This window comes from Allobosea sp. Tri-44 (assembly GCF_004123845.1).
Lineage (GTDB): Bacteria > Pseudomonadota > Alphaproteobacteria > Rhizobiales > Beijerinckiaceae > Allobosea.
Map to the genome: position 1 here is coordinate 103,697 of NZ_NBDP01000064.1, position 26,519 is coordinate 130,215.

The 26,519-nt window shown below is 66.1% G+C and carries 27 protein-coding genes; 11 read left to right on the forward strand and 16 right to left on the reverse strand.

Going from position 1 to position 26,519, the window contains the following annotated elements; all coding sequences use genetic code 11:
- Positions 1-7 precede the first annotated feature (7 nt).
- Complete coding sequence (locus B6S44_RS28235) at positions 8-709, reverse strand: response regulator transcription factor (protein WP_129160299.1); 702 nt, start codon at positions 707-709, stop codon at positions 8-10.
- A 148-nt stretch (positions 710-857) separates the two neighbouring features.
- On the opposite strand from B6S44_RS28235, the gene B6S44_RS28240 reads away from it, so the two are divergent.
- The 3 genes from B6S44_RS28240 to B6S44_RS28250 all read left to right on the forward strand — a co-directional run bounded on the left by B6S44_RS28240 (position 858) and on the right by B6S44_RS28250 (position 4,475).
- On the forward strand, positions 858-1,607 hold the full coding sequence (locus tag B6S44_RS28240) for a HugZ family pyridoxamine 5'-phosphate oxidase (RefSeq protein ID WP_129160301.1): 750 nt from the start codon (positions 858-860) through the stop codon (positions 1,605-1,607).
- Between the two features lie 209 nt (positions 1,608-1,816).
- Positions 1,817-3,427, forward strand: coding sequence for a phosphoenolpyruvate carboxykinase (locus B6S44_RS28245; protein ID WP_129160303.1), 1,611 nt, complete (start codon positions 1,817-1,819; stop codon positions 3,425-3,427).
- A 37-nt stretch (positions 3,428-3,464) separates the two neighbouring features.
- Entirely contained in the window at positions 3,465-4,475 is a 1,011-nt protein-coding gene (locus tag B6S44_RS28250) for an Lnb N-terminal periplasmic domain-containing protein (protein WP_129160305.1), read from the forward strand.
- Between the two features lie 11 nt (positions 4,476-4,486).
- Here B6S44_RS28250 and B6S44_RS28255 read toward each other — a convergent pair whose 3' ends face one another.
- The gene (locus tag B6S44_RS28255) at positions 4,487-5,353 is read right to left on the reverse strand and encodes a LysR family transcriptional regulator (protein WP_465246146.1); all 867 of its coding nucleotides are present in this window, start codon (positions 5,351-5,353) and stop codon (positions 4,487-4,489) included.
- A gap of 122 nt (positions 5,354-5,475) precedes the next feature.
- Here B6S44_RS28255 and B6S44_RS28260 point away from each other — a divergent pair, with 122 nt between their 5' ends.
- Positions 5,476-7,017 (forward strand): MFS transporter, encoded by a 1,542-nt coding sequence (locus B6S44_RS28260; RefSeq protein WP_129160309.1) that lies wholly within the window; start codon positions 5,476-5,478, stop codon positions 7,015-7,017.
- 10 nt (positions 7,018-7,027) lie between these two features.
- Here the strand turns inward: B6S44_RS28260 and B6S44_RS28265 are convergent, their stop codons facing one another.
- Together B6S44_RS28265 and B6S44_RS28270 are read right to left on the reverse strand one after the other, a co-directional pair.
- Entirely contained in the window at positions 7,028-7,768 is a 741-nt protein-coding gene (locus tag B6S44_RS28265) for a M48 family metallopeptidase (protein ID WP_129160311.1), read from the reverse strand.
- A gap of 52 nt (positions 7,769-7,820) precedes the next feature.
- Positions 7,821-9,122 (reverse strand): polyhydroxyalkanoate depolymerase, encoded by a 1,302-nt coding sequence (locus B6S44_RS28270; protein WP_129160313.1) that lies wholly within the window; start codon positions 9,120-9,122, stop codon positions 7,821-7,823.
- A gap of 215 nt (positions 9,123-9,337) precedes the next feature.
- Between B6S44_RS28270 and B6S44_RS28275 the strand changes: the two genes are divergently transcribed.
- From B6S44_RS28275 to B6S44_RS28285, 3 genes are all read left to right on the forward strand, one after another.
- On the forward strand, positions 9,338-10,654 hold the full coding sequence (locus B6S44_RS28275; RefSeq protein ID WP_129160315.1) for an ActS/PrrB/RegB family redox-sensitive histidine kinase: 1,317 nt from the start codon (positions 9,338-9,340) through the stop codon (positions 10,652-10,654).
- Positions 10,655-10,729: 75 nt separating this feature from the next.
- On the forward strand, positions 10,730-11,305 hold the full coding sequence (locus B6S44_RS28280; protein WP_129160317.1) for an ActR/PrrA/RegA family redox response regulator transcription factor: 576 nt from the start codon (positions 10,730-10,732) through the stop codon (positions 11,303-11,305).
- The gene (locus B6S44_RS28285; RefSeq protein ID WP_129160319.1) at positions 11,302-11,715 is read left to right on the forward strand and encodes a group III truncated hemoglobin; all 414 of its coding nucleotides are present in this window, start codon (positions 11,302-11,304) and stop codon (positions 11,713-11,715) included. Before B6S44_RS28280 ends, B6S44_RS28285 begins: the two co-directional genes overlap by 4 nt.
- Before the next feature lie 5 nt (positions 11,716-11,720).
- On the opposite strand, the gene B6S44_RS28290 is transcribed toward B6S44_RS28285, so the two are convergent.
- Positions 11,721-12,170, reverse strand: a complete 450-nt coding sequence (locus tag B6S44_RS28290) for a YqhG/Tai3 family protein (protein WP_129160321.1) — start codon at positions 12,168-12,170, stop codon at positions 11,721-11,723.
- Between the two features lie 95 nt (positions 12,171-12,265).
- A complete protein-coding gene (locus B6S44_RS28295) occupies positions 12,266-12,730 on the reverse strand; it encodes an MmcB family DNA repair protein (RefSeq protein ID WP_129160323.1) in 465 nt (154 codons plus the stop codon).
- 80 nt (positions 12,731-12,810) lie between these two features.
- On the opposite strand from B6S44_RS28295, the gene B6S44_RS28300 reads away from it, so the two are divergent.
- Together B6S44_RS28300 and B6S44_RS28305 are read left to right on the forward strand one after the other, a co-directional pair.
- Complete coding sequence (locus B6S44_RS28300; protein WP_248309809.1) at positions 12,811-13,830, forward strand: MraY family glycosyltransferase; 1,020 nt, start codon at positions 12,811-12,813, stop codon at positions 13,828-13,830.
- The gene (locus B6S44_RS28305) at positions 13,827-14,759 is read left to right on the forward strand and encodes an NAD-dependent epimerase/dehydratase family protein (RefSeq protein WP_129160325.1); all 933 of its coding nucleotides are present in this window, start codon (positions 13,827-13,829) and stop codon (positions 14,757-14,759) included. Before B6S44_RS28300 ends, B6S44_RS28305 begins: the two co-directional genes overlap by 4 nt.
- Here the strand turns inward: B6S44_RS28305 and B6S44_RS28310 are convergent.
- The 3 genes from B6S44_RS28310 to B6S44_RS28320 form a co-directional block, all read right to left on the reverse strand.
- Positions 14,680-16,647 (reverse strand): SDR family NAD(P)-dependent oxidoreductase, encoded by a 1,968-nt coding sequence (locus tag B6S44_RS28310; RefSeq protein WP_129160327.1) that lies wholly within the window; start codon positions 16,645-16,647, stop codon positions 14,680-14,682. The two genes, B6S44_RS28305 and B6S44_RS28310, sit on opposite strands and share 80 nt — an antisense overlap.
- Before the next feature lie 57 nt (positions 16,648-16,704).
- Positions 16,705-17,301, reverse strand: a complete 597-nt coding sequence (locus B6S44_RS28315) for a TetR/AcrR family transcriptional regulator (protein WP_129160329.1) — start codon at positions 17,299-17,301, stop codon at positions 16,705-16,707.
- Between the two features lie 148 nt (positions 17,302-17,449).
- Positions 17,450-18,934, reverse strand: coding sequence for a cobyric acid synthase (locus tag B6S44_RS28320; protein WP_129160331.1), 1,485 nt, complete (start codon positions 18,932-18,934; stop codon positions 17,450-17,452).
- A gap of 361 nt (positions 18,935-19,295) precedes the next feature.
- On the opposite strand from B6S44_RS28320, the gene B6S44_RS28325 reads away from it, so the two are divergent.
- Entirely contained in the window at positions 19,296-20,441 is a 1,146-nt protein-coding gene (locus B6S44_RS28325; protein WP_129160333.1) for an aminotransferase, read from the forward strand.
- A gap of 109 nt (positions 20,442-20,550) precedes the next feature.
- Here B6S44_RS28325 and B6S44_RS28330 read toward each other — a convergent pair whose 3' ends face one another.
- The 7 genes from B6S44_RS28330 to hisF all read right to left on the reverse strand — a co-directional run bounded on the left by B6S44_RS28330 (position 20,551) and on the right by hisF (position 25,555).
- The gene (locus tag B6S44_RS28330; RefSeq protein WP_129160336.1) at positions 20,551-21,936 is read right to left on the reverse strand and encodes a hypothetical protein; all 1,386 of its coding nucleotides are present in this window, start codon (positions 21,934-21,936) and stop codon (positions 20,551-20,553) included.
- 32 nt (positions 21,937-21,968) lie between these two features.
- Positions 21,969-22,319: a RidA family protein gene (locus tag B6S44_RS28335; RefSeq protein WP_129160337.1), complete on the reverse strand. Its 351-nt coding sequence runs from the start codon at positions 22,317-22,319 to the stop codon at positions 21,969-21,971.
- Positions 22,320-22,380: 61 nt separating this feature from the next.
- Complete coding sequence (locus B6S44_RS28340; RefSeq protein WP_248309810.1) at positions 22,381-22,836, reverse strand: YqaA family protein; 456 nt, start codon at positions 22,834-22,836, stop codon at positions 22,381-22,383.
- A gap of 41 nt (positions 22,837-22,877) precedes the next feature.
- Positions 22,878-23,405, reverse strand: a complete 528-nt coding sequence (locus tag B6S44_RS28345; RefSeq protein WP_129160339.1) for a DUF1697 domain-containing protein — start codon at positions 23,403-23,405, stop codon at positions 22,878-22,880.
- Between the two features lie 33 nt (positions 23,406-23,438).
- The gene (gene coaA / locus B6S44_RS28350) at positions 23,439-24,413 is read right to left on the reverse strand and encodes a type I pantothenate kinase (protein ID WP_129160341.1); all 975 of its coding nucleotides are present in this window, start codon (positions 24,411-24,413) and stop codon (positions 23,439-23,441) included.
- Positions 24,414-24,465: 52 nt separating this feature from the next.
- Complete coding sequence (locus B6S44_RS28355; protein ID WP_129160343.1) at positions 24,466-24,786, reverse strand: phosphoribosyl-ATP diphosphatase; 321 nt, start codon at positions 24,784-24,786, stop codon at positions 24,466-24,468.
- 4 nt (positions 24,787-24,790) lie between these two features.
- Positions 24,791-25,555: an imidazole glycerol phosphate synthase subunit HisF gene (gene hisF / locus B6S44_RS28360; protein ID WP_129160345.1), complete on the reverse strand. Its 765-nt coding sequence runs from the start codon at positions 25,553-25,555 to the stop codon at positions 24,791-24,793.
- A 152-nt stretch (positions 25,556-25,707) separates the two neighbouring features.
- Here hisF and B6S44_RS28365 point away from each other — a divergent pair, with 152 nt between their 5' ends.
- Positions 25,708-26,505, forward strand: a complete 798-nt coding sequence (locus tag B6S44_RS28365; RefSeq protein ID WP_129160347.1) for a transporter substrate-binding domain-containing protein — start codon at positions 25,708-25,710, stop codon at positions 26,503-26,505.
- The last annotated feature ends 14 nt before the right edge of the window (positions 26,506-26,519 follow it).

A 26,519-nucleotide genomic window follows, 5' to 3' on the forward strand; every position in this document is an offset into this window, starting at 1 on the left:
ACGCTTCTCAGCCTTCCTTGAAGCGATAACCGACGCCGTACAGCGTCTCGATCATGTCGAACTCGACATCGACCTGGTTGAACTTCTTGCGCAGGCGCTTGATGTGGCTGTCGATGGTGCGATCGTCGACATAGACCTCGTCATCATAAGCCGCGTCCATCAGCGCATTGCGGCTCTTGACCACGCCCGGCCGCTGCGCCAGCGACTGCAGGATCAGGAACTCGGTGACGGTGAGCGTCACCGGCTCGCCCTTCCAGGTGCAGGTGTGCCGCTCGGGGTCCATACGCAGCAGGCCGCGCTCCAGCGCCTTGGCGTCCTCGGTGCGGGCAGGCGCGCTCGCGTCCTTGCCACCGGCGCGGCGCAGGATCGCCTTGACGCGCTCGACCAGCAGGCGCTGCGAGAACGGCTTCCGGATGAAATCGTCGGCACCCATCTTCAGGCCGAAGAGCTCGTCGATCTCCTCGTCCTTGGAGGTCAGGAAGATCACCGGCAGGTCGGATTTCTGGCGCAGCCGGCGCAGCAGCTCCATCCCGTCCATGCGCGGCATCTTGATGTCGAAGATGGCAAGGTCGGGTGGATTCTGCTTTAGCCCGTCGAGGGCCGAGGCACCATCCGTATAGGTCTGGATGCGATAGCCCTCGGCTTCCAATGCTATCGAAACCGAGGTCAGGATGTTGCGGTCGTCGTCGACCAGCGCAATGGTTGGCATAAGCTTTTCCAGCTCTTTGTGTTCTGGCGTTGCAATCAAAGGGGTCACTCTCTCGCGAGAGCGGCCAAAGCATGGCTGCAATCTAGCCAAGCCAAGGCGGTTTCGCTACGTCTTGCCTTCGAAAACACTTAAGACAGCGAAAAGTGCCATGGCGACCGATCCGATCAGGCCGACCGATGCCAGTGCGCGCGGACTCGCACGAGGACTGCTGCGCAGCGCACGCTCGGCTTCCCTTGCGACGCTGACGCCGGACGGACACCCCTTCGCCAGTCTGACCAGCCTGGCGACCGATATCGACGGAACGCCGCTGATCCTCGTCTCTTCGCTGTCGGGGCACACGGGCAACCTCATCGCCGATCCGCGCTGCTCGCTGCTGATCGCGCCCGGCGGCAAGGGCGACCCGCTCGCCCACGCACGGATCACGTTGCTGGCGACAGCCGAAAAGGTCGAGCGCGACACGGATTTCGGCCAGCGTGTGCGCCGCCGCTTCCTGGCGCGCCAGCCAAAAGCCTCGCTCTATGTCGATTTCCCCGACTTCTCCTTCTTCGCGCTCAAACTCCAGCGCGCCAGCCTCAATGGCGGCTTCGGCCGGGCCTATGAGCTCGAAGCTACCGACGTGCTCAGTGATTGCTCGCAGGCTGGGGCTCTGATCGAAGCCGAGGAAGGCGCGGTCGAGCATATGAACGAGGACCATGCCGACGCCATTCAGCTCTATGCGACGAACCTCCTCGGCGGCGAGGATGGAGCCTGGCGCCTTTCCGGGCTCGATCCGGACGGTGCCGACCTGATGTTCGGCGACAAGGCCCTGCGCCTTGCCTTTGACGAACCGGTGACGACACCGGACGGGCTTCGCAACACCCTGGTCGCGCTTGCCGGAAAGGCGCGCAGCGCCGCGTGAGCACCGTCATTCACCACAATTGAATTTTAAACGATTTAGATTTGCGATCGTCATTGGCGGGCTGACGTCATGACTTGAGCCGGCGTCGTCATCCGCCTAAAGAGCCCTCCACTTCACCGGCCCATCGGGCCCATAGTGGGGGTTCACCCCGCTACCAATCACGGCGCCGGCATCGTCAGGCGGCGGCTTCTCGGCAGGAGGAATTGCCAGTGGAGACCATCGGTCACGTCAACCCGAACAGCGGTGCCGACAAATTCGGCTTCCGCGGGCTCAAGGCGGTCTACTGGAATTTCGAGGCGGCGCGCCTCTATGAGGAATCGCTGCGGCGTGGCGAATCCCAGCTCGCCCGCGGCGGCGCGCTCTGCGCCGATACCGGCACCCATACCGGCCGCTCGCCCAAGGACAAGTTCGTCGTCAAGGACGCGCTGACCGAGAAGAGCGTCTGGTGGGAGAATAACGGCGCGATCTCATCGGAGCAGTTCGAGACCCTGCTCGGCGACTTCATCAAGCACGCCGAAGGCAAGGAGCTGTTTGCGCAGGACCTCTATGGCGGCGCCGACCCGGTCCACCGGGTCAAGGCACGGGTCTTCACCGAACTCGCCTGGCACTCGCTCTTCATCCGCAACCTGCTGATCCGGCCCGAGGCGAGCGAGATCGGAGGTTACGTGCCGGAGCTGACGATCGTCGACCTGCCGAGCTTCAAGGCCGATCCGAACCGCCATGGCTGCCGCAGCGAGACCGTCATCGCGATCGACTTCTCCCGCAAGATCGTGCTGATCGGCGGCTCCGCCTATGCCGGCGAGATGAAGAAATCGGTCTTCACCTATTTGAACTACACGCTGCCGGCCAAGGGCGTGGTGCCGATGCACTGCTCGGCCAATGTCGGCTCCAAGAACGACCCCGCGATCTTCTTCGGCCTGTCGGGCACCGGCAAGACCACCCTCTCGGCCGATCCCGACCGCACTTTGATCGGCGATGACGAGCATGGCTGGTCGAAGGACGGTATCTTCAACTTCGAGGGCGGCTGCTACGCCAAGACCATCCGCCTCTCGGCCGAGGCCGAGCCGCAGATCTTCGCGGCGTCGCAGCGCTTCGGCACCGTGCTCGAGAACATCGTCATGGATCCGATCTCGCGCGAGGTCGATTTCGACGACGAGAGCAAGACCGAGAACACCCGCTCGGCCTATCCGCTCGACGCCATCCCGAACGCTTCGCGCTCGGGCCGCGCCGGCACGCCTAAGAACATCGTGATGCTGACCGCCGACGCTTTCGGCGTGATGCCGCCGATCGCCAAGCTGACCCCGGCCGAGGCGATGTACCACTTCCTCTCCGGCTACACCGCCAAGGTCGCCGGCACCGAGCGCGGGCTGGTCGGCGTCCAACCGGAGTTCTCGACCTGCTTCGGCTCGCCCTTCCTGCCGCGCCACCCGTCGGAATACGCCAACCTGCTGCGCGACTTCATCGCCAAGCATCATGTCGACTGCTGGCTGGTGAATACCGGCTGGACCGGCGGCGGCTACGGCACCGGCCGTCGCATGCCGATCCGCGTGACGCGCCGCCTCCTGACCGCGGCGCTCGATGGCTCACTGAACCGCGCCGATTTCCGCCGGGATCCTTATTTCGGTTTCGCCGTTCCCACTTCGGTGCCCGGCGTCGAGCCGCACATCCTCTATCCGGTCAAGACTTGGGCTGACAAAGCCGCCTTCGCCGAAACCGCGAAGAAGCTGATCGGCATGTTCGCCGAGAACTTCGCGAAGTTCGAGCCTCATGTCGACGATGCAGTGAAGGCCGCCGCGCCGACGAGCTCGCTCGCAGCTTGAGCGCAATCGGCACGGAAGCGTGCTATGGGAGGCGGCGATGCGCCGCCTCCTTCTCGTTTTGCTCCAGCTTCTCCTGACCCTCGTCGTTCTCGGCGCCGCCAGCTGGGGCGTCGGGCTGCTCGTGTTCCGGCTGCCGGGCGCGATCGGCAGCGCCGCTGCAATCGGCTTCGGCCTTGCCGGTCTCGCCGGCGCCATCGGGCTCTGGACCGGCGCGCCGCGCCTGCCGTTCGCCTTCGCCGTGCTCTTCGTCAGCCTGCTCGGCTGGTGGGGCAGCCTGAAGCCCTCGCATGAGCGGAACTGGATTCCCGAACTGGCGCGCCTGCCGCAGATGAGCGTGGCTGACGGGCGCCTCACGGTGACCAATCTGCGCCATTTCATCTGGCGCACCGAGAGCGACTACGACCAGCGCTGGGAAACCCGCAGCTACGACCTCTCACGGATCCAGGGCGCCGATCTCTTCCTATCCTACTGGTCGGGCGAGGCGATCGCGCATCTCCTGGTCAGCTTTACCTTCGCCGACAGGCAACCGCTGACCATGTCGATCGAGGTCCGGCGCGAGCAAGGCGAGGAATGGTCGGCGCTGGCCGGCTTCTTCCGCAGCTATGAGATGGCCTATGTCGCAGCCGACGAGCGCGACCTGATCGGCCTCAGGACCCAGGCGCGTGGCGAGGACACCCGCCTGTTCCGGCTCAATGCCTCGCCCTCGCAGGCACGCGACCTGCTGCTCGCCTATGCCAAGGATATCAACGAGCTGGCGCAGAAGCCGCGCTGGTACAATACGCTGACGACCAACTGCACCACCGTGGTCTATCACCTCGTCGGCCAGGTCGCGCCCGGCTGGAAGTTCTCGCTGCCCCTGGACCCGCGCGTGCTGCTTTCGGGCTACCTGGCAGGCTATCTCAAGGATATCCGGGCGATACGCCAGGACCTGCCGCTCGACGAGCTCGTCAAGCTCGGCCGGATCGGTGAGAAGGCGCGTGGCCTTGCGCCCGACAGCCCGGATTTCTCGCGGGTGATCCGCGTGGGCGTGCCGACAGCACGGAACTGAGGCTCACGCCCTCAGCATGAGATCGGCCGATGCTCGCGGAACGCGGCGGCGAGCGTGCGCAGGGCGGCGCGCGATCTTGCGTCGGTGAGAGTCGAGACCATGACGATCTCCGACATCGGCAGGTCAGGCAGGCCAAAACGGCGACTGACCTCGACCGTGCCCGCAGGCGCGAGCCGACAGGAGAAGGCGGAGACGGCGAGGCCCGCGGCGACGGCCGCATCGACCGCAATCGAGCCGCCACCGATGAAGACCTCGACCCAGGGGATGCCGGCGGCGTCCAGCGCCTTGGTGGCAATGTCGCGCACGCCACAGGTCGACGAGAGCGTCGCGAGCCGTAGCGGCTCGCCCTGGCGGTATTCAAAGCCTGGGGCGGCGAACCAGCCGAACAGCTCCGGCGCCAGCACCTCGGCCGGCCGGCGATCATCGTCGCGGCGGACGATCGCTGCGTCGAGCTCGCCCTTGTCGAACGCCTCGATCAGAGATCGGGAATGACCGAGCTGTACCTCGATCATCAGGCCGGGGTCGTGCGCGTTGAGCCGCGCCAGCAGCGTCGGCACCTCCGGCCCGAAGACATGCGCGGCGATGCCAAGACAGAAACGGCGGCGCGCATTGCTAAGCGCCGACAACGCGCGGTCATGCGCGGCGAGGAAGGCGCGGGCTTCTTCGAGAAACATCGCGCCCTGTGCAGACAGGCGCACGAGCCGCGGCGTCCGTTCGATCAAGCGGTGGCCGAGCCGCTCCTCCAGCCGCTTCAGCCTGAGGCTGACGGCCGCCTGGTGGCTGCCCAGCGCCGTGGCGGCACGGGTGAAGCTGCGCTGCTCCGCGATCGCGACGAAGGCTCTGACGGCATCGACATCGAGTGTCATAGTACCAAGCATATCAAATCATTATTGCTGAAATAGCAATGCATTCGGTTCTGTTGTTGCAGAGCGCCCGCTAGCTTGCCCGCGACTCGCCGCAAGGCCGCTTGTGCGCCCGCCGACAGGAAAGACCCGACAGCATGGACGTCACTCATACGCTGCCAGCGCCGCGCTCGCGCGGCATGCCGGCCCTCATTGCCGCCTGCCTGACGGCGCTGATGTTCGGCCTCGAGATCTCCAGCGTGCCGGCGATCCTGCCGACGCTCGAAAAGGCGCTGCCGGCCAACTTCAAGGAGATGCAGTGGATCATGAACGCCTACACCATCGCGGTGACGGGCGTGCTGATGGCTGCCGGCACATTGGCCGATCGCTATGGTCGCAAGCGGGTCTTCCTGATCGCGATCCTGGCTTTTGCCATCGCTTCGCTGGCCTGCGGCCTGGCGCCCAACGCAACGGTGCTCATCGTCGCCCGCGTATTTCAGGGCCTGAGCGGCGGGGCGGGTCTCATCTGCAGTGTCGCCATCCTGTCGCAGCAGTTCCGCGAGCCGGCCGAACGGGCGATGGCCTTCAGCGTCTGGGGGGTCGTCTTCGGCATCGGCCTCGGCTTCGGGCCGATCATCGGCAGTGCCATCGTCGCGCTCTCCGGCTGGCAGTGGGTCTTCCTCGTCCACGCGCCGGTCGCTGTGGGGACGGCGCTCCTGGCGCTGGCTTCGATCCGGGAATCACGTGACCCCGCAGCGGAGCGCCTCGATATCGGCGGCATCGCAACCTTGTCGCTATCGGTGTTCTGCCTGGCTTACTTCATCACGCAGGGCCCCGATCTCGGCTTTGCCAGCCCGCAGGCCTTGACCATCCTCGCCATTGCGGTGGCGAGCTTCATCGCCTTCCTCCTCGTCGAACGGACGGTCAGCCGTCCGATGATCGACGTCTCGGTCTTCCAGATCCGCGCCTTCTCCGGGGCGATCATCGGCGCGGCTGCGATGAACGTCAGCTATTGGCCGTTCATGATCTATCTGCCGATCTGGTTCGAGGCCGGGCTCGGCTATGACGGCCTCACCGCCGGGCTGGTGCTGCTCGCCTATACGCTGCCAACCTTGGCCGTGCCGCCATTGGCCGAACACCTGGCGCGGCGCTATCGGGCGGGCATCGTCATCCCCGCAGGGCTCTTCACCATCGGGCTCGGCTTCATGGCGATGAAGCTCGGTACATCCGTCGCCGCGCCAAGCTGGCTGACCATGCTGCCGGGCTGCCTGCTCTCCGGCATCGGCATCGGCCTCGCCAACACCCCGGTCACCAACACCTCGACCGCCGCTGTGCCGGCCGAGCGTGCCGGCATGGCCTCGGGCATCGATCTCAGCGCCCGGATGATCTCGCTCGCCGTCAACATCGCGCTGATGGGCTTCATTCTCGTCGAAGGCGTGCGCGCCTCGCTCGCGACCAAGCTCGCGACCGGTATCGATGCAGCGGCGTTGCGCAGCCTGGCGGAGAAGCTGGCCGCGGGCGCTCCCGTCCCGGCCGAGACCGGCCTCTCGGCAACGCTGGCACGCCAGGCACTCGCCGACGGCTTCGGGGCGGTCATGCTCTATGGCGGGATCGGCGTGTGGCTGCTTGCAGCGGCGAGCCTCATCGTCTTCGCCCGGGCCTCAGCGCCCAAGAACGCGGTGTCATGCCAGGCGCAATGAGGGCGGATGATCAGCCATAGCCGTGCAGGCTCGCGCCATGGCGCTTGAGCCAAACCTCCGCCTCCTCAGTGCGCGGGCAGAGCCTGTTCGTCAGTGCCCAGAAGCGATGCGAATGGTTCATCTCCTTGAGATGCGCGACCTCATGGGCGGCGAGATAGTCGAGCACCGACGCCGGAGCGAGAATCAGCCGCCAGGAGAAGCTGAGATGGCCCTTCGAGGAGCATGAGCCCCAGCGGCTCGTCGTATCCCGCAACGTGATCTTGCGCGCAGGAATCCCGAGCACGGCGGTATGCGTGCGCACCGATTTCTCAAGATCGGCGAGAGCCTCGCGGCGCAGGAAGTCCTTGACCCGGCGCGCGACATGGCCCGCCTCGCCGCAGACCGCGATGATCGGCTCGCCCTCGGCGGAGAGCGCGGCGCGGGTCAGCCCGCGCACCTTGGTCCAGTGCACGATGCGGTGCGGCACGCCGCGCAGCGGCACGACGGCACCGGGCTCGAAGGGCACGCCTTGCGGTCGCTTGGCGAGGCGGGCCGCGATCCAGCCGCCATGCTTCTCAGCGAAGATGCGCCCCGTCGCGAAATCGACACGCTCGGGCAACGTCAGGGTGATCTCGCCGGTCGCCTGCGAGACGCGCAGCGTCAGCCGCCGCGCCGTCGAGCGCCGCCTGACAGTGACCGGATAGAGCAGGCCGGCATGGCCGACCTCGATCCGGTCGGGATCGGGCTTGCGCCTGAACAGGGAGAACCGCATCCCGGCGATTGTGCGGGATTCGCAGCGGAAGCGGAAGAGGGGCGAGCTTAACTCAGCTCGCGACCTTCAGGGCCTTGCGCGCCGTCGCTGCCGTCTCGTTGCGGCGCTCACTGGCTGCCTTCATGTCGAGGCTGAGCATGAAGTCCGCAATGCGCGGCGCAATCTCGGAGCGGAAGCGCGAGCCGTTGAAGACGCCGTAATGGCCGACGCCCTTCTGCATATACTCGACTCGCATCTCGGCAGGGATGTTGACGCAGAGATCGTGGGCCGCCTTGGTCTGGCCGACGCCGGAGATGTCGTCGTTCTCGCCCTCGACCGTCATCAACGCGACGCCACGGATCGCCTTGAGGTCGACCGGATTGCCGCGATGCATCATCTCGCCCTTGGGCAGAGCATGCTTGACGAAGACAGTGTCGACCGTCTGCAGGTAGAACTCGGCGGTCAGGTCCATCACCGCCATGTACTCGTCATAGAAGTCGCGATGCTTCTCGGCCGAATCGCCGTCACCTTCGATGAGATGCTTGTACATGTCGTAATGGGCGGTCAGGTGCTTGTCGAAGTTCATCGCCATGAAGCCCGAGAGCTGCAGGAAGCCGGGATAAACCTCGCGGAAGGCGCCGAGATGCGGGAAGGGCACGCGGGTGATGCAATTGCGGCGGAACCAGTCGGTGCCGCGCTCCATGGCGAGCTGGTTGACCGCGGTTGGCGAGCGGCGGGTGTCGATCGGACCGCCCATCAGCGTCATCGAGCGCGGCGACGACGGATCGCCCTCGGCCTCCATGCGCGCGATCGCGGCGAGCACCGGCACGGAAGGCTGGCAGACGGCCATGACATGAGTGTCGGGGCCGAGCTTCTGCAGCATGGCGATGACGTAGTCGATATAATCATCGAGATTGAAGCTGCCGGCCGCGAGCGGCACGAGGCGGGCATCGATCCAGTCGGTGATGTAGATCTCATGGTCGGGCAGCATGGTCTCGACCGTACCGCGCAGCAGCGTCGCGTAGTGGCCCGACATCGGCGCGACCAGCAGCACCTTGGGCTGCGGCTTGCGGCGCGCGCCGACCTGCCGGTCGAAATAGATCAGGTTGCAGAAGGGGCGCTGCCAGACGATGCGCTCCTCGACCGCCACCTTGACGCCGTTCATCGTGGTGGTGTCGAGCCCGAAGGCCGGCTTGCCATAACGGCGCGTGCTGCGCTCGAACAGTTCGCAGGAGGCGGCGATAGAACGGCCAAGCGGGGTATAGGTCAGCGGATTCGCCGGGTTCTTGAAGGCGAGCTGCATGGCGTCTGACATAGCCCGCGCCGGGCTGACCATCATGTGAACCGCTTCATAGGCGTGGTAGGCGAACGACATGGTGGCCCTTTCGCTCTTCGCAGCGCCGCATTCACGATGCACCGCAACAAGAGAACGCAGCCTAAGTAGAATTTGTTCTCATTCAATCGTTCAAAAGGCTAAGATTTCCTTGTGATGCCAATTAGCCACAGCTTCTTACTCCCCATTCGCCCGGCACTTTGCGAAGATTGCGCGCCGTGACGATCTCCGACCTCATTCCATCCGCACCCGGAGGCATGCCGCGGCATCTGCGGCTGGACACGCTGGTACGTTTGCGCTGGCTGGCGATCGCCGGCCAGAGCGTCGCCGTCGCCGGCGTCCATTTCGGCCTCGGCTTTTCCTTGCCCTTCGGCTGGTGCTTCCTGGTCATCGCAGTCTCGGCCTGGCTCAACATCGCGCTGCGCATCCGCTTTCCGCTCAGCCACAGGCTGCGCGAGGGCGCAGCAACGGCGCTGCTCGGCTTCGACATTCTCCAGCTCGCGGCGCTGCTCTATCTCACGGGCGGCCTGCAGAATCCCTTCGCGATCCTGTTTCTGGCGCCGGTGATGATCTCGGCGACGGCGCTGCCGCCGCGGCACACGCTGGCGCTGGGCCTGCTCGCTGCCGGGCTCGCCACGCTGCTCACCATCCTGCACTGGCCCCTGCCCTGGGCCGGAACGGGACGGCCGGTGCTGCCGCCGCAATACCAGCTCGGCAACTGGATCGCGCTGCTGCTCGGGCTCGGCTTCACCGGCATCTATGCCTGGCGCGTCGCCAAGGAAGCGCGCGACCTCTCGGAAGCGCTGGCCGCGACCGAGCTGGTGCTGGCGCGCGAGCAGCACCTCTCGCAGCTCGACGGCCTCGCTGCAGCAGCAGCACACGAGCTCGGCACGCCGCTCGCCACCATCGCGCTGGTCGCTCGCGAGCTCTCCCGGCTCGCCCCGCCCGAGGGCGAGATGGCGGAGGACATCACCTTGCTGCGCGAGCAGGTCGAGCGCTGCCGCGGCATTTTGGGCAAGCTCGCCTCGCTGCAGGACGACGATGCCGGCCCGCTCGACCAGCTCTCGCTCAGCCTGCTGATCGAGGAAGCGGCCGGGCCGCAACGCCCCTTCGGCGTGCCGTTCGAGATCGCGCTCGTCGGCGAAAAGCCCGAGCCAATCTGCCGGCGCAATCCCGGCATGATCTACGGGCTCGGCAACATCGTCGACAATGCCGTCGACTTCGCCGGCTCGAAGGTGACGATCACGGCGCAGTGGACGGAAGGCGCCGTCCTCCTGACCATCGCCGATGACGGGCCGGGCTTCACGCCCGAGGTGCTGATGCGGGCGGGCGACCCTTATCTCTCGCGCTCGCATGCCAAGGAGTCGCGCGCCGGCGGCGGACTCGGGCTCGGCCTGTTCATCGCCAAGACCCTGCTGGAGCGCAGCGGCGCGACGCTCGAATTCTCCAACCTGCCGCTGCCGGCGACGGGCGCCAGCGTCCGGATTACCTGGCTGCGCGCGGTCTTCGAGCGCGACGATCGCCCGGCCGGACCTTCAAACCCGGAGCTTTTGGCCCCATATGCGACAGAATGAGGCGTTGCGGCGTTTCAACGCGTCGCGCAATCGGTACAGTGGATAGTGAGCCGGGCAGGTCGCTCGGAGGAGATGATGGCGATGGACACGGCGCCGACGACAGGCGAACTCACCGACAATGCCGGCAGGGACATGTCCCTCCTGCTCGTCGACGACGACAAGCCGTTCCTGAATCGCCTCGCCCGCGCCATGGAAGGACGCGGCTATTCGGTGCGCATAGCCGAATCTGTCGAAGCCGGGCTCGCGGCCGTCGAGGAGGAAGCGCCGGCCTTTGCGGTGATCGACCTGCGCCTCGGCGACGGCAATGGGCTCGACGTGATCGCCCGCCTCAAGGAAAAGCGCCCGGATGCGCGCGGCGTCGTCCTGACCGGCTACGGCAACATCGCGACCGCGGTGAGTGCGGTGAAGCTCGGCGCCTTCGACTTCCTGGCCAAGCCCGCCGATGCCGACGAAATCCATTCGGCACTGGCCGCGGGTCCCAATGCACGCCCGGTGCCGCCGGAGAACCCGATGTCGGCCGATCGCGTCCGCTGGGAGCACATCCAGCGCGTCTACGAACTGTGCAGCCGCAACGTCTCCGAGACGGCACGCCGGCTCGGCATGCACCGGCGTACCCTCCAGCGCATCCTCGCCAAGCGCGCCCCGCGATGAGCGGGGCTCCACTTCCGGAGCGGATTTCGGAAGAGTTGATCGCGGAGCTGGTCGGGACCTTCTACGGCCGCGTCCGCCAGGATCCGCTGATCGGCCCGATCTTCGTCGCCAAGCTTGGCGACGACTGGGGCCCGCATCTTGCCAAGCTGTGCGCCTTCTGGTCGTCGGTGACGCTGATGAGCGGGCGCTATCGTGGCAAGCCGCAGCAGGTCCATATGCCGCTCCCGCTCGAGATGCTGCATTTCGAGCGCTGGCTCACCCTGTTTGAGGCGACGGTCACCGAACTCTGCACCGGCCCGGCCGCCTTCCTGTTCCTCGACCGCGCCCATCGCATCGCCGACAGCCTGCAGATCAGCCTGAACATCGGGCCGAAGGCGCTCAACCTGCCGGAGCGCCGCCAGGCGAGCTGAGCTGCTCAACAGCGGAGTTTGGACAAGCGCCAGCGATGGCTCAGCGAGGCGATGTCGGCGATCTTCCAGCGGTCGCCTGCGCGAACGAAATCATAGCGGATATGATTGGCCTCGCCGAAATTTCGGAAACGGACGTCCACCGCGGCGCGGTTATCGCCAGCCTTGGTTTCGATCCGCAGCGTGCGCGTGATTTCCTTCTCGTCGTAATCCTGTCCGCTGCTCGTGATGGCGAAGTCGATGCAGAGGTTCTCGCTCCGATCGTCGGCGGCAAACAATTTGACGAGACCCGGCTGGAAGTACTGCGCGCGCTGTGCGGGCGAACGGAGTCGCGAAAACGAGCCCTGCGTCAAACCACCGGCATAAATGCCACGCACGAGCGCCTCTGGCGTTTCCGCGGAAGCGGCGCTCGCAGCAAGATGGATCAGGATGGCGACATGAAGCCAGAGCTTGACCATTTCGGCACCCGCAAAACGGTTGGGAGATCGAAACTGTTAGCCCGCCTCTTCCCCTAGGTCATGCTGTCTGACGAGGTAATCCGTTTCCCGTCACCTCAACCCAGGCCTGGATCCTCTATGGCCGCCAGTCGGCCCGCCGCCAGCCTGGCGAAGGCGATGGTCAGCATCTTTCGGCGTGGCGGCGCCAGTGGATGGCGCGGCGGCTCGCGCAGCATCTCGCCGCCGAAGGCGTCGGCGATGATCAGACCGACATCCTCGGGCAGGATTTCCAGCGGAAATTCGGGCGCGACTGCGAAGAGGAGGCCGTCGCAATAATCGCGATAATCAGGCCATTTGCCGTCGACCCGGTAGTCTTCGATCCCCGACTTGACCTCGACGACCAACAGTTCGCCCGATGGCGAGAGCGCGACGATGTCGCCGCGCCTGCCATTGGCGAAGGTCATCTCCTTGACGATGGCATAGCCTCGCGCGCGCAGATGGCGCGAGGCGCCGCGGCAGACAGCACGGGTAATCTCCGGCCGGGCAGGTGGCGGATTGAGGACGGAATCGGCGATGGCCATGCCTACCATGTTCTCTTTTTGTGCTCACCGACGCAAGTGCCGCTTGCAGCAAGGCCCGGTATGGCTATGGTCCGCGCGCCTTGGAACGCTTCGCTCCCCTCCTGCTGATCGCCCTCGCGGCCGGCCTCGCCTTTGCGCTGTGCCTGGGCTTGCGGCCCCTGATGATGCGCTATGCGCTGGCACGGCCGAACGCCCGCTCCAGCCACCGCATACCGACGCCGCAGGGCGGCGGCATCGCCGTTCTGGCCGGTGCTTTCCTTGAACTGGGGCTCGCGCTGGCTCTCATCCCGATGGAAGCGAGCGCAAAGCAAGGCCTCGTCCTGGTCATGGCGGCAACCACCCTGCTCGCCCTCGTCGGCGCCTGGGACGACATCAGGCCGCTCTCGCCGGCCCTGCGCCTGCCGCTGCAATTTCTCTGTGTCGGGATCGTCGTCTTCTACGCCGCACCTGAGGTCCGCCTCCTGCCCGAAGCGCTGCCGCTCTGGGCGGAGCGTGGGCTCGCTTTGATCGCCGGCGTCTGGTTCGTCAATCTCGTCAACTTCATGGACGGGATCGACTGGATCACGCTCGCGGGGCTGGTACCGCTGATCGGTGCGATCGCGCTCGCCGGCAACAGCGGTATCGTCGACCCTGCCACCGGCCTCCTCGCCGCGGCGCTGTTCGGCGGGCTCCTCGGCTTCGCGCCGTTCAACAAGCCGGTGGCGCGGATCTTCCTCGGCGATGTCGGCTCGCTGCCGCTGGGCCTGTTGGCCGCCTATCTGCTTTACCGCTTGGCGGGCACCGGCGCGCTGACGGCAGCGCTGATCCTGCCGCTCTATCACGTCATGGATTCGACCATCACGCTCTTCCGCCGTCTCGCGCGCGGCGAGAAAGTCTGGCAGGCGCACCGCTCGCATTTCTACCAGCAGGCGACCGATAACGGCTTCCGAGTGATCGAGATCGTCGCTCAGGTCGCCTTGCTCAATCTTTGCCTGATCGCGCTCGCGGCGGTCAGCATCGCCCTGCCTGCATTCTGGGCCCAGTTCGGCTGCCTGTTGGCTGCATTGACGCTGACCGGCGGCCTGCTCCGCCGCTTTTCACGTAAGCGAGCGCAGCCTTGAGCGGCAAACGCGTCCTGCTCACCGGGTCCCGCGGCTTCGTCGGCCAGCATCTGGTTCACGACCTCATCGCCCGCGGCTACCGCTTGCGGACAGCAGGCAGAAGTACGGTCTCCGCCATTCCCGATGTCGAGCATGCGGCGATCGGCGATCTCGGCGCGCCAGTCGACTGGCAGCCGATGCTCGACGGTGTCGATCTCGTCGTCCACAGCGCCGGATTAGCCCATGCCGATGGCGCGATCCCCGAAGAGCGCTACCGGGCCGTCAACACCGACGCGACGCTGGCATTGGCGCGGGCCGCGCGGGCAGCGGGCGTCCCGCGTTTCGTCTTCCTGTCTTCGATCCGCGCGCAAAGCGGGCCGGTCGGCGACCATCTGCTGAGCGAGGCCGATGCACCTTCGCCCACCGACGCCTATGGCCGCTCCAAGCTGGCGGCCGAACAGGGTTTGGCCGAGCTCGATCTCGACTGGGTCGCGCTGCGGCCGGTACTGGTCTATGGGCCGGGCGTGAAGGCCAATATGGCGGCGCTGCTGAAGCTGGCGCGCCTGCCCGTGCCACTACCGCTCGGCGCACTTTCGGCAAAGCGCTCGCTGCTGGCGATCGAGAATCTCGCAGAGGCGGTCGCCTTCGCGCTGAGCGAAGCCTGCCCGGCAAGGCGCAGCTACATCGTCGCTGATCCGGGGCCTCTATCGGTCGCCGAGATGCTCGCCGCGATGCGGGCCGGCCTCGCACGCGGGCCAGGGCTGATCGCGGTTCCGCCTTCCCTGCTCGCGCTGGCGGCGCAGCTCTCCGGGCGTTCGGCCGCCTATGAGCGCCTGGCCAAGGGCCTCGCAGCTTCACCCGGCGCCTTGCTCAGCGCTGGCTGGCGACCGCCTGCGGAGACGAAGGCCGCTCTGGCGCGACTGGCGGCGAGACCGACTGGCGCCGGCTGAAATCGGGGATCGCCGTTTCGAGCACGGCCTCGGCGCCGAGCCGGTCCTGCGCCGCCAGCGCCCGTTCCAGCTCATCGAGCCAGCCCTGCATGCGGGCGCGGCCGGCGAAGATCGGCTTGGCCGCCATGACGCCGTCGAGCCCGGTCTCGGCCATTGGCTCATCCTTGGCGAAAAGAATCTCGTTCATGCGCTCGCCCGGCCTGACACCGGTGATCGCGACCTCGATGTCGACACCGGGCTCATAACCGGCGAGGCGGATCATGCGTTCGGCGAGGTCGAGGATCTTGAGCGGCTGGCCCATCTTCAGCACATAGACGGCGGCGCGTTCGTCCTGCGCCTCGTGCTCGGGCGCGTGCGAGGCAGAGGTCAGGACGAGGTCGCAGGCCTCGCGAATGGTCATGAAGTAGCGGATCATGTCCGGGCTGGTCACGGTGACCGGTCCGCCGCGCTCGATCTGCGCCTTGAACTTCGGCACCACCGAGCCGACTGATCCGAGCACGTTGCCGAAGCGGACCGCGACGAGACGCGTGCCGCGATTGCCGGCGGCGAACTCGGCGTCGCGGGCCTGGGCATACATCTCGGCGAAACGCTTGGTCGCACCCAGCATCGAGACCGGCTCGATCGCCTTGTCGGTCGAGATCATCACGAAGATGCCGGCGCCGGCGGCGACCGTCGCCTCGATGGCGACGACCGAGCCGAAGATGTTGGTCTTGATGCCTTCGTCCCAATCGGCCTCGAGATAGGGCACGTGCTTCAGCGCGGCGGCGTGGATGACGATGTCGGGTGCGAACGCCTTGAACAGCGGGCCGATGCGGGCCTCGTCGCGGACGTCGGCGAGTGCGCCGGTAACCCGCATCGGCAGGTCCTGCACCGCCAGCGCCTCGGTGACGTGGAACAGCGCCGGTTCGGAATTCTCGACGACGAGCAGCTCAGTCGCACCGAAGACCGCGCAGCGCAGGCAGATCTCTGAGCCGATCGAACCGCCGCCGCCGGTGACGATGACGCGCTTGCCCTTGAGGAAGCCCTCGAGCCGCTCGCGGTCGATCTTGACCGAAGGGCGTACCAACAGGTCCTCGATCTCGAGCGGCGCCAGCTCGTTGCCGCGCATGCCGTCGCCGAGCGTATCGAGGCGCGAGATCGGGATGGCGAGCTTGCGCGTGCGGGCGAGCCATTTGTCCGGCTCGGCCTCCGGCGCCAGGGCGCTCGGTGTCGCGACGATGCGGCGGAACGGCTCGCCGCGCTCGCTGGCGTCAGCCGCGACCGTCTCCATCTGCGAGAGCAGACCAAGCACGGGGATGCCCCGGATGGATTGCCCGAGATCGTCACTCCGCGGCGACAGGATGCCCGCCGGGCGCATCTTGCCCATCGCGCCCGATTCCATGGCGCGGATCACCATCTCGATATCGACACCACGGCCAAGGAGCAGGGCCGGCAGCGTCGCTTCGCGCGCCGCCTGGTTCCTGGAGCGCGAGTATTTGAAGTAGCGATAGGCCAGGCGCGGGCCGCCGAGCAGTGCGATCTGCACCAGCCAATAGAGGATGATGGTGATCTTGCCGAAGAAGAAATACCCATAGAGGTTGGGCGCGACGAGCACATAGTCGACGACCAGCAAGGTCAGGGTCAGCACCGTGACCGCCCGGACGATGTTCGACAGGTCCGGCAACGAGGCGAAGCGCCATTTCGAGCGATAGAGCTGGAAAAACCAGTAGACCACCCCGGCATAGGCGACGAATAAGGGCAGGATCCTCGGCAATTGCCGCATCCGCTCGTCGAACAGCGATCCCTCGAAGCGCACGGCGAAGACGAAGACGATCGCAAGCGCGGTCATCGCCAGGTCGTGGAGGATGACGGCAAGCTTCTTGGCGCTCTGTTTGGTGAGGGTCAGCATGTGCGGCGGGGTATCCCGCTCCCTCGCCGCCTTGTCAACGCAGGCGGAGGCGGTGGGTCAGGCTGCCAGGCGCCTGGCACCTAGCCCGGCGAGGATGAAGTCGATCATCTCTTCGATGCTCGGACCCGGCAATTCGGCGCACTGGCCGAGCAGAAGCGGGTGACAGAAGCGCAACATCGCCATGCGCACGCAGTGGGTCGCAGTGACCGGATCGCGAGCGGTGAATTCGCCCTTGGCGATGCCATCGGTGACGACGGCGCGCAGGATCGAGTCATAGCGCTCGATATGGCCACGGATGACGTCCCAACTCTCCTCCATGGCACAGGCGACCATCTCGTGCAGGCGGTGATTGTCGAGATAGCGGGCGGCGTTGATGCGACAGGTCGCAGCCAGAATGTCGCGCAAACGCTCGGCGGCGGGGCGCTTTTCGGCCGCGATCGCGGCAACGGTCGCCTCGAGCTCGGTCATCGAGCGCTCTGCGACAGCCTCGTTGATCGCCTTCTTGGAGTCGAAGAAACGATAGACATTCGCCGGGCTCATGCGCAGCGACTTCGCGATGTCGGCGACAGTGGTCTTCTGGTAGCCGATCTGGCGGAAGAACCGCTCGGCGACGTCGATGATCTCGTGCCGTGTATCGCGCTCTATTGTGCTCATGCCAGGGGCAACTTCCCGGTCTGGTGACTTGTTCCCATAGGCCGTCTGCGGACGCCATTGTTGAGTATGACGAATTTCGTCAGTCGTCAACAAATTGAACGGCAAAGCTTTATTTGTCCGCTCCTGACAATTTTTCGCCGAACGCTCGTCAAAATTGCGATCGCGATCGCGCCAGTTCGAGCAGTGCGGCGGTGTCGAGATGGCGTTCCAGATGCTCTGCCAGCCGGTCGAGCGTCGCCTCCACGGCGGGCTCATAGGCTTCTCCGACCGCGAGCGGTTTTCCTGCGAGGTTTTCGAGCCAGGCACGGCGCAGCGGATCCGAGGTCAGCACGCCATGGAGATAGGTCCCGATGACCCTGCCATCAGCGCTGCAAGCGCCTTCCGGCCGCCCTTCGACGCGAAAAGGCGCGCAGCGCCGGTCCGGCCCGTCGCTGGCGCCGAGATGGATTTCGTAGGCGCGGCCAATGCTGCCGCTGCCGGGATGCTCGACCGCGACCTCCCGCACGGTCTTGTCCGGCGTCAGCTCGGTCTCGATGTCGAGCAGGCCGAGCCCGGGAGCCCAACCGACCGGCCCTTCCAGGCCGAGCGGATCGCGCACAACCGTTCCGAGCATCTGATAGCCGCCGCAGAGGCCGAGCACATGACCGCCGCGGCGGCGATGAGCGATGATGTCGATATCCCAACCTTCTTCCCGCAGCCGGGCGAGATCGCGCAGCGTCGTCTTCGAGCCCGGGAGGATCACCAGGGCGGCGTCACCCGGCAGCGGCGTGCCGGGGCCGACGAAGACGAGCTCCACGCCCGGCTCGAGCTTCAGCGGGTCGAGGTCGTCGAAATTGGCGATGCCGGGCAGGACCGGGACGACGATCTTCAGCGCACCATCGCGCACCGGCACACCCTGCATCAGGTCAAGCCCGTCCTCGGCCGGCAGGCGAGCGGCATCGGCGAACCACGGCACGACGCCGAAACTCGGCCAGCCGGTCGCCCTAGTGATCGTGTCGAGCGCCGGCGTGAACAATCCGACATCGCCGCGAAAGCGATTGATCGCGAAGCCGCGGATCATGGCGCGATCATCTGCATCGAGCACAGCATGCGTGCCGATCAGGCTCGCTATGACGCCGCCGCGGTCGATGTCACCGATCAGCACGGCGGGAACGCCTGCCGCACGGGCGAAGCCGAGATTGGCGATGTCGCGGGCGCGCAGATTGGTTTCCGCCGGCGAGCCCGCTCCCTCGACCAGAATCAGGTCGGCGCCGTCGCTTAAACGCGCGAAGCTTTCCAGTACCTTGGGCAGAAAATCGCCGCGGCGACTGAAATCGCCGGAGGCGAGATGGCCGGCGACGCGGCCCTGCAGGATGATCTGGCTACCGCGTTCGCTTTCGGGCTTGAGCAGCACCGGATTCATATCGACGTCAGGCGCTACGCGCGCGGCGCGCGCCTGTAGCGCCTGGGCCCGGCCGATCTCGCCTTGCGCGGTCGCGGCGGCATTGTTCGACATGTTCTGCGGCTTGAACGGACGCACCTTCAGGCCGCGGTCGGCGAAGAGCCGACACAGGCCGGCGACGAGCAGCGACTTGCCGACATTGGAGCCGGTGCCAAGCAGCATCAGCGCAGGGGTTGGGCGGGAGGAACACATGGGTCCTGCCTAGAGCATGCTGCGAAAAAGTGGCACCGGTTTTTCGCGCCAAGCATGCTCTAAACTATTAGAATCGATCACGTTATCTGCGTTTGGGCGGTTCCGCCCAAACGCAGCGTGATCGACCGCGCTTCCGCCTCCTGAAAAAGCTCACCGATCCACGTCAGCGTCCCACTGCTCCAAAGGGGCGAAGAAGCAGCAGAAGCTGGCGTGAACCGGCTGAGCCATAGACAATACTGACTGCTGACGAATGTCAATATTCATCACTCCGCAGATTCTGCCGCTTTTCTGAACCGATGCGCCTCGGCGTTGCGCGTGTTATGGGCGGCGTTCCCACCTTCCGGACCTGAAGCAAGCTGCGATGAATCCGATCTTCTCCGCTCTTCCGACGACGATCTTCGAAACCATGTCGCGGCTCGCGCGCGAGCACCAGGCCGTCAATCTCGGCCAGGGCTTTCCCGATGACCCCGGTCCGGAGGATGTGCGCCGCAAGGCGGCCGAGGCGGTGATCGACGGCTGGAACCAGTACCCGCCGATGATGGGCCTGCCCGAATTGCGCCAGGCGACGGCCACGCATTTTCGCCATTGGCAGGACCTCGAACTCGATCCGGAAGCCGAGGTGATGGTGACCTCCGGCGCGACCGAGGCGATCGCCGGCGCGCTGATGGCACTCGTCTCGCCCGGCGATGAGGTCGTGCTGTTCGAGCCGATGTACGACGCCTATCTGCCGCTGGTGCGCCGCGCCGGCGGCATCCCGAAATTCGTGACGCTGACGCCGCCCGCCTTCGGGCTCAGCGAAGACGCCCTGGCGCGGGCCTTCTCGCCGAAGACCAAGGTGGTGCTGTTCAACAACCCGCTCAACCCGACGGCGACCAATTTCAGCGAAGCCGATCTCGACCTGCTGGCATCGTTCTGCGTCCGGCACGACGCGGTCGCGATCTGCGACGATGTCTGGGAGCACGTCGTCTTCGACAGCCACCGCCATACCCCGCTGATGAGCCGGCCCGGCATGCGCGAGCGCACGGTCAAGATCTCCTCGGCCGGCAAGATCTTTTCGCTGACCGGCTGGAAGGTCGGCATGGTTATGGCGGCGCCCGAGCTGATGCGCGTGCTGGCCAAGGCGCATCAATACATCACCTTCACGACGCCGCCGAACCTGCAGGCCGCCGTCGCCTATGGCCTCGGCAAGGACGACGCCTATTTCGAGGGGATGCGCGCCGATTTCCAGCGCTCGCGCGACCGCTTCGCCGGCGGCCTCAGCGATCTCGGCTTCAGCGTACTGCCGAGCGCCGGCACCTATTTCCTCAATGTCGATATCGGCCCGCTCGGTGAAGCCGACGACGTCGCCTTCTGCCAGCGGCTGGTGAGCGAGCACGGCGTCGCGGCGATCCCGGTCAGCGCCTTCTATGCCGAGGGCGCGGTGCGCAATGTCGTGCGCTTCTGCTTCGCCAAGCACGACGCGACGCTGGACAAGGCGCTGGAGCGGCTCGCCGCATTGCGGATCTAGAGCATTTCCGCGTTTCTCCGAATCGCTGAAATGCTCTATCTCTTTGTTTTATCGCATTTTCTTCACGCGAACCGGTACCCACTTCGCTCGAAAATGCTCTAAGGCCTGATCAACCCTTCCGGAGGATCTCGACCAGGGCTGCGGCCCGCATCAGCTTCGGTTCGCGTCGCTTGGCTTCGGCGGCGAGGCCATGACCGCGCAGCGTCTCGATCGCCATGACGAGTTCCGTGGTCGCTTTCTCGGCCTCGATGCGATCACGCGTGCGATCGGCGAGTTCCAGCCGCGCCTCGGCCCGATTGGCGGCACTTTGCGCCCAGAGCGAGGGCACGATCTCGCGGCGCCGGACCTCCAGCGCCGCGTCGAAGGCAGCGATCGCCTCCTCCAGCACGACCGGCTCGCGATAATAGGCGGCGAGGCCGACCAGCGCGGCGCCGATTCGATCCTGCACCTCGGCCCAGTCGAGCGGAACGCTCTCGCGGGGACGGTCCTCGAGCACGAGCTTGAAACAGTTCACGGCGGCTTCGAAGGCGGCGCCCCCGCTGGCACGCAAGCCGAGCGCGACATGCGCCTTGCCGAGTTCCCATTGCAGCCTCGCCCATTCGCGCGGCATGTCCGCACGCGTCAGGCCGGACAGCCCGGCGCGAAAGGCGGCGACGCTCTCATCGAGCAGTGCCGCATCGTCCTCGGTCTCGCCAAGGCGCAGCAAAGCCTCGCCGAGCCTGGTCTGCAAGGTGGCCCAGAGCCGCGGCGCCTTGGCGCGGGTCAGATCGTCGAGGGTGGTGCGATAGATCTCGGCCACCTGCCGCAGCAGCCTGCCACCATCGTCGAAATGCGAGAGGCCGGTGAGCGAGCGCGCCAGCCTGAGCTGCGTCTCGGCCCAGGGCACGGTCTCATCGAAATTATCGAGCTTGGCGAGAATACCACGCAATTGCTCGATCGCCGCGACGAAAGCGGACCTGTCGGAAAAGTCGGCGCCCTTGCGGGCCAGCGCATCGGCCTGCATCCAGGCATAGCCGCGCCCGCTCTCGGCGTCGGCCGACGCCGCGATCAGCGCAGCTTCCGCGAAGCGCTCGGCCGCCTCGCTATAGGCCTTGGGATTGAGCTGAAGTATCGCGGCGGCGGCGCGATCGCCGCGGCCAGCCGCAGCCGCCAGAAGCCGCTCCTTCGACATCTTGTCGAGCGCGACCGTGCCGTCGAGATTTCGCTGCTCCGCCTGAGCCAGGATGCGATCCACGTCCGCAAGACGCCCTTCGGCCAGCTGACGCGCCGCCTCCGCGCGCAGGCGGTCAAGTTCAGGATCGACACCGGACGGCTTCAGCAGCCGGGCATGCAGGGCCTTGTAATCACCCGCCTTGCGGATGAGATCGTGCTCGATGCGGCTGAAATCAGTCTTGCCGGGCGCTGCCATCGAGGCGAGGACGCCCAGCAGCAGCGCGGGGGGGACGCCCTCGCGCTGCGAGACCCGTGCCAGGATGGTGGCGAGTTCCGGATTCACGTTTCGAGCCCGCCACCTCTGCGCAATAGCGGTCAGACCGCGGCGATGACCGCGATCTCGACGGTGTATTGCGGGCCGGCGAGCTTGGCCTCGACGGTGGCGCGGCCAGGCGTGTTGCCCGCCGAGACCCAGCCGTCCCAGACTGCGTTCATCTCGGCGAAGGTCGACATGTCGGAGAGCCAGATGTTGACCATCAGCAGCTTCGACTTGTCGGTGCCGGCCTCGGCGAGAAGCCCGTCGATGATCGAGAGGATGTCCTTGGTCTGCTCACCGACGCTCTTGCCGGCCGCCGCACCGGCGACCTGACCGGCGAGATAGACCGTGTTGCCATGCACGACGGCCTTCGACATGCGGGGGCCGGGGGCAATGCGCTTAATGCTCATGATCTGGTCTCCATCAAAATGGGCTTTGCTGGTAGCCCGATAGGCGAAGGCGCGCAAATGCTTATGACGCAGCCACCCAACCGGCCCAGAGCAGGGCATAGCGGGCTGCTTTGCCGGCGAACACCAGCAGGACGAAACGCAGAAGCGGATAGTTCAGCGATCCCGCCACGAAGGTCAGCGGATCGCCACCGATCGGCAACCAGGCGAAGAGCAGCGACGGCCAACCGAAGCGGGCGAACCAGCCCTGCGCCTTGGCGAAGCGGACCGGGTCGGGCCGCAGCCGCGCCGGCAGGCGCTCGATGCCACCCGTCGCGATCAGACGGCCGAGCCACCAGTTGACCACCGAGCCGGCCGTATTGGCGAGCGCGGCGACGATGAAGAGGAGCGTTGGATCGACTGATTTTGCCGCCAGCAGCCCGACGAAGACGACCTCCGACTGTGCCGGCAGCAGCGTCGCGGCGACGAAGGCGGCACCGGCCATCAGGCCGAGAGCGGAAAGATCGAGCTGCTCCAGCACCGTCAGAGATTCCTATCGTACCGAATGCGCGGACTGGGACATCAGCCCAGCATCGCGGCAAGGGCATTGACGGTATTGGCGTTGCGCAGCGTGCCGATGCCGAGTTTCCTGGTCGTCAGGTGCGAGAGCAGCTTCGTCTCGCTCGGTTTGGCGCTGAAATCGATCCAGAGATCGCCGTCTGCAAGGGCAAGCGAGATGCCGGGCGCGGCGATCCTGCCGAGCATGGACAGGGCATCCGGGCCGAGCGGCTTTCGCATGACGCGGATGCCGATATCGGCACCGTTCCCGTCCGGAAAGGGATTTTGAGCGGCGACCCGCCGCCAATCCTGCGCCGTGCGCAGGATGATGTCGACATGCTTGCCGAACCGGGCGCGGAAAGCCGCTTCCAAGCGGCTCTCGATCGCTGGGAGGGGCGTATCGTCGCCCTCGAAGATCAGATTGCCGGTGGCGACCCAGGTGCGCGGATCGCCAAAGCCGAGTTCAGCCGCCATGGCCTTCAGATCCGCCATCACCAGGCGCTTGCCGGGGCCGAGCACGATCGAGTGCAGCAGGGCGACATAGGTCGTCATCGCGGTTTTCAGAACCGGCGTCTCACACCCGCACTACAACCGCCTCAAAGCGACCTGCTGGATGCGGTGGCTGGCGCCCTTGGTCAGGATCAGGCCGGCGCGCTGGCGGGTTGGGACGATGTTCTCGCGCAGATTGGGCAGATTGATGCCGGTCCAGAGGTTCTCGGCGATCGAGAGCGCCTCGTCCTCGCCGATCTCGGCATATTTACGGAAGAAGGAGCGCGGATCGCGGAAGGCGGTCTGGCGCAGCGTCATGAAGCGGTTGACGTACCAGCGGTGCAGGTCGTTCTCGTCGGCGTCGAGATAGACCGAGAAATCGAAGAAGTCCGAGACGAACGGGATGATCGTGCCGTCGCGCGGCATCCGGCTCGGCTGCAGCACATTCAGACCTTCGAGGATCAGGATGTCCGGCCGCTCGACCGTGACCTGCTCGCCCGGCACTACGTCATAGACCAGATGCGAATAGACAGGCGCGCTGACGGCGCGCTTGCCGGCCTTAACCTCCGAGAGGAAGCGCAGGATCGCGGCGCTGTCATAGCTCTCGGGGAAGCCCTTGCGCTGCATCAGGCCGCGGCGCTCGAGCTCGGCATTGGGCAGAAGGAAGCCGTCGGTGGTGACGAGTTCGACCTTGGGGGTGTTCGGCCAGCGCGAAAGCAGCGCCTTCAGGACGCGCGCGGTGGTCGACTTGCCGACCGCGACCGAGCCGGCGACGCCGATGACATAGGGGACCTTGACCTCGGCCTCGGCCATGAGGAAGCGCTGTGTCGCCTTGAACAGCCCTTGCGTCGCGGCGACGTAGAGCGAAAGCAGGCGCGAGAGCGGCAGGTAGATCGCGACGATCTCGTCGAGCGAGATCGGGTCGTTGATCGACTGCAGCTTGGTGAGGTCGTCGACCGAGAGCGTCAGCGGCGCATCGGCGCGCAGATGCGCCCACTCGTCGCGCGTGAAGCTGCGATAGGGCGAGACGAGGTCGGGGCCAGGCGGCGCCGCAATCGGACGCTGGTCCATGATGCCCCCCGTATTCCAGGCTTCGAGGTTCAACGCGACACTCGCCTCGACTTCAACGGGGCCGCGCCGCCTTCTCGGCCAGGCCGGAGCGCGCGGTACGGGCCTCAAGCTGGCTCAAGACGTCCCGCAATGCAACATCACGGGCCTTGAGCACGACCAAAAGATGATAAAGCAGATCAGCGCTCTCGGCGATAAGCTCGTCGCGATCGCCCTTCACAGCGGCGATCACCGCCTCGACGGCTTCCTCGCCAAGCTTCTTGGCGGCGCGCTCGGGACCGGCGGCGAGGAGCTTCGCCGTCCAGGATTCCTCCGGCGGAGCGCTGGCGCGCTCGGCGACGATGCGTTCGAGATCGGCGAGGGTGAAGCTGGTCATCACGTCAATCCAGCCGCATCGCCAGCCCGGCCGCCGCCATATGCGCCTTAGCCTGCGGGATGGTGAAGGTGCCGAAATGAAAGATCGAGGCGGCGAGCACGGCCGAGGCGCGGCCCTCGCGCACGCCCTCGACGAGATGGTCGAGCGTGCCGACGCCGCCCGAGGCCACAACCGGGATCGAGACCGCATCGGCGACGCGGCGGGTCAGATCGAGGTCGAAGCCGGTCTTGGCGCCGTCGCGATCCATCGAGGTGAGCAGGATCTCGCCTGCTCCCAATGAGGCGACCTCGCGGGCATAGGCGACGGCATCGAGCCCGGTCGGATTGCGCCCGCCATGGGTGAAGACTTCCCAGCGCTCGGGCGAAACCTGCTTGGCGTCGATCGCGACGACGATGCATTGCGCGCCGTATTTCTGCGCCGCTTCACGCACGAACTCGCGGCGCTTCACCGCCTCGGTCATGATCGAGACCTTGTCGGCCCCGGCCAGCAGCAATTGCCTGATATCCTCGACCGAGCGCACGCCGCCACCGACTGTGAGCGGCATGAAGCAAGCCTCGGCCGTGCGCGTCACCACATCGAACAGGATGCCGCGGTCCTCGCTGCTGGCGGTGATGTCGAGGAAGCAGAGCTCGTCGGCGCCGGCCGCGTCATAGGCCTTGGCCGCCTCGACCGGATCGCCGGCATCGACGAGATCGAGGAATTGCACACCCTTGACGACACGGCCGTCCTTGACGTCGAGGCAGGGGATGATGCGGGTCTTCAGGGTCATCGGCGGCCTGCCCGGAGCGGAACGACAAAAGCGATCGGGCGCATATAGCGCTGCCGCTGCACTGCACGCAAACGCAGCGCGCATTGGCTGGATTGATCGCCGGCACGATCCCTGCTCTCTTGCGCGCCATAAGCAAAATCGAGGGGAATTCCATGACGATCACATCGTCCTTCAAGGTCCTGAAGCTCGCGGCGCTGAGCGCCGCTGCCGGGCTCGGCCTCACCGCCGCCGCACTGGCGCAGGCCCCCGCCAGCCAGCTCGAGGCGATCCAGAGCCGCGGCGCCCTGCAGGTCTGCACCACCGGCGACTACAAGCCGTTCACGCTGGCCAAGGACAGCAGCTTCGAAGGCATCGACATCGAGCTCGCGAAATCGCTGGCGAAGGCCATCGGCGTCGAAGCCAAGTTCGTGCAGACGAAATGGGCCGAGCTGATGAACGATTTCACCGCCGGCAAATGCGATATCGCCATGGGTGGGATCTCGGTGACGCTCGACCGGCAAAAGCGCGCCTTCTTCTCCGCGCCCTACCTGATCAACGGCAAGGCGCCGATCGCACGCTGCGCCGACAAGGCGAAATTCCAGACCGTCGCCGACATCGACAAGCCGGAGACCCGGGTGATCGTCAATCCCGGCGGCACCAACGAACGCTTCGTGCGCGCCAACTTCAAGCAGGCCAAGATCGAGGTCTATCCGGACAACGTCACGATCTTCGACCAGATCCTGGCCGGAAAGGCCGACATCATGATCGCCGAATCGATCGAGACCAAGGTTCAGGAGAAGAGCAAGCCGGGCCTGTGCGCGATCAACCCGGACGAGCCGCTGCAATATGGCGAGATGGGCTATCTGCTGCCGCGCGGCGACGTCGTCTTCAAGGCCTTCGTCGACCAATGGCTGCATCTCGCCAAGGCGACCGGCGAGTTCGCCACGATCTACAATCAGTTCGTGCGCTGATCCGTCAGGCCGGC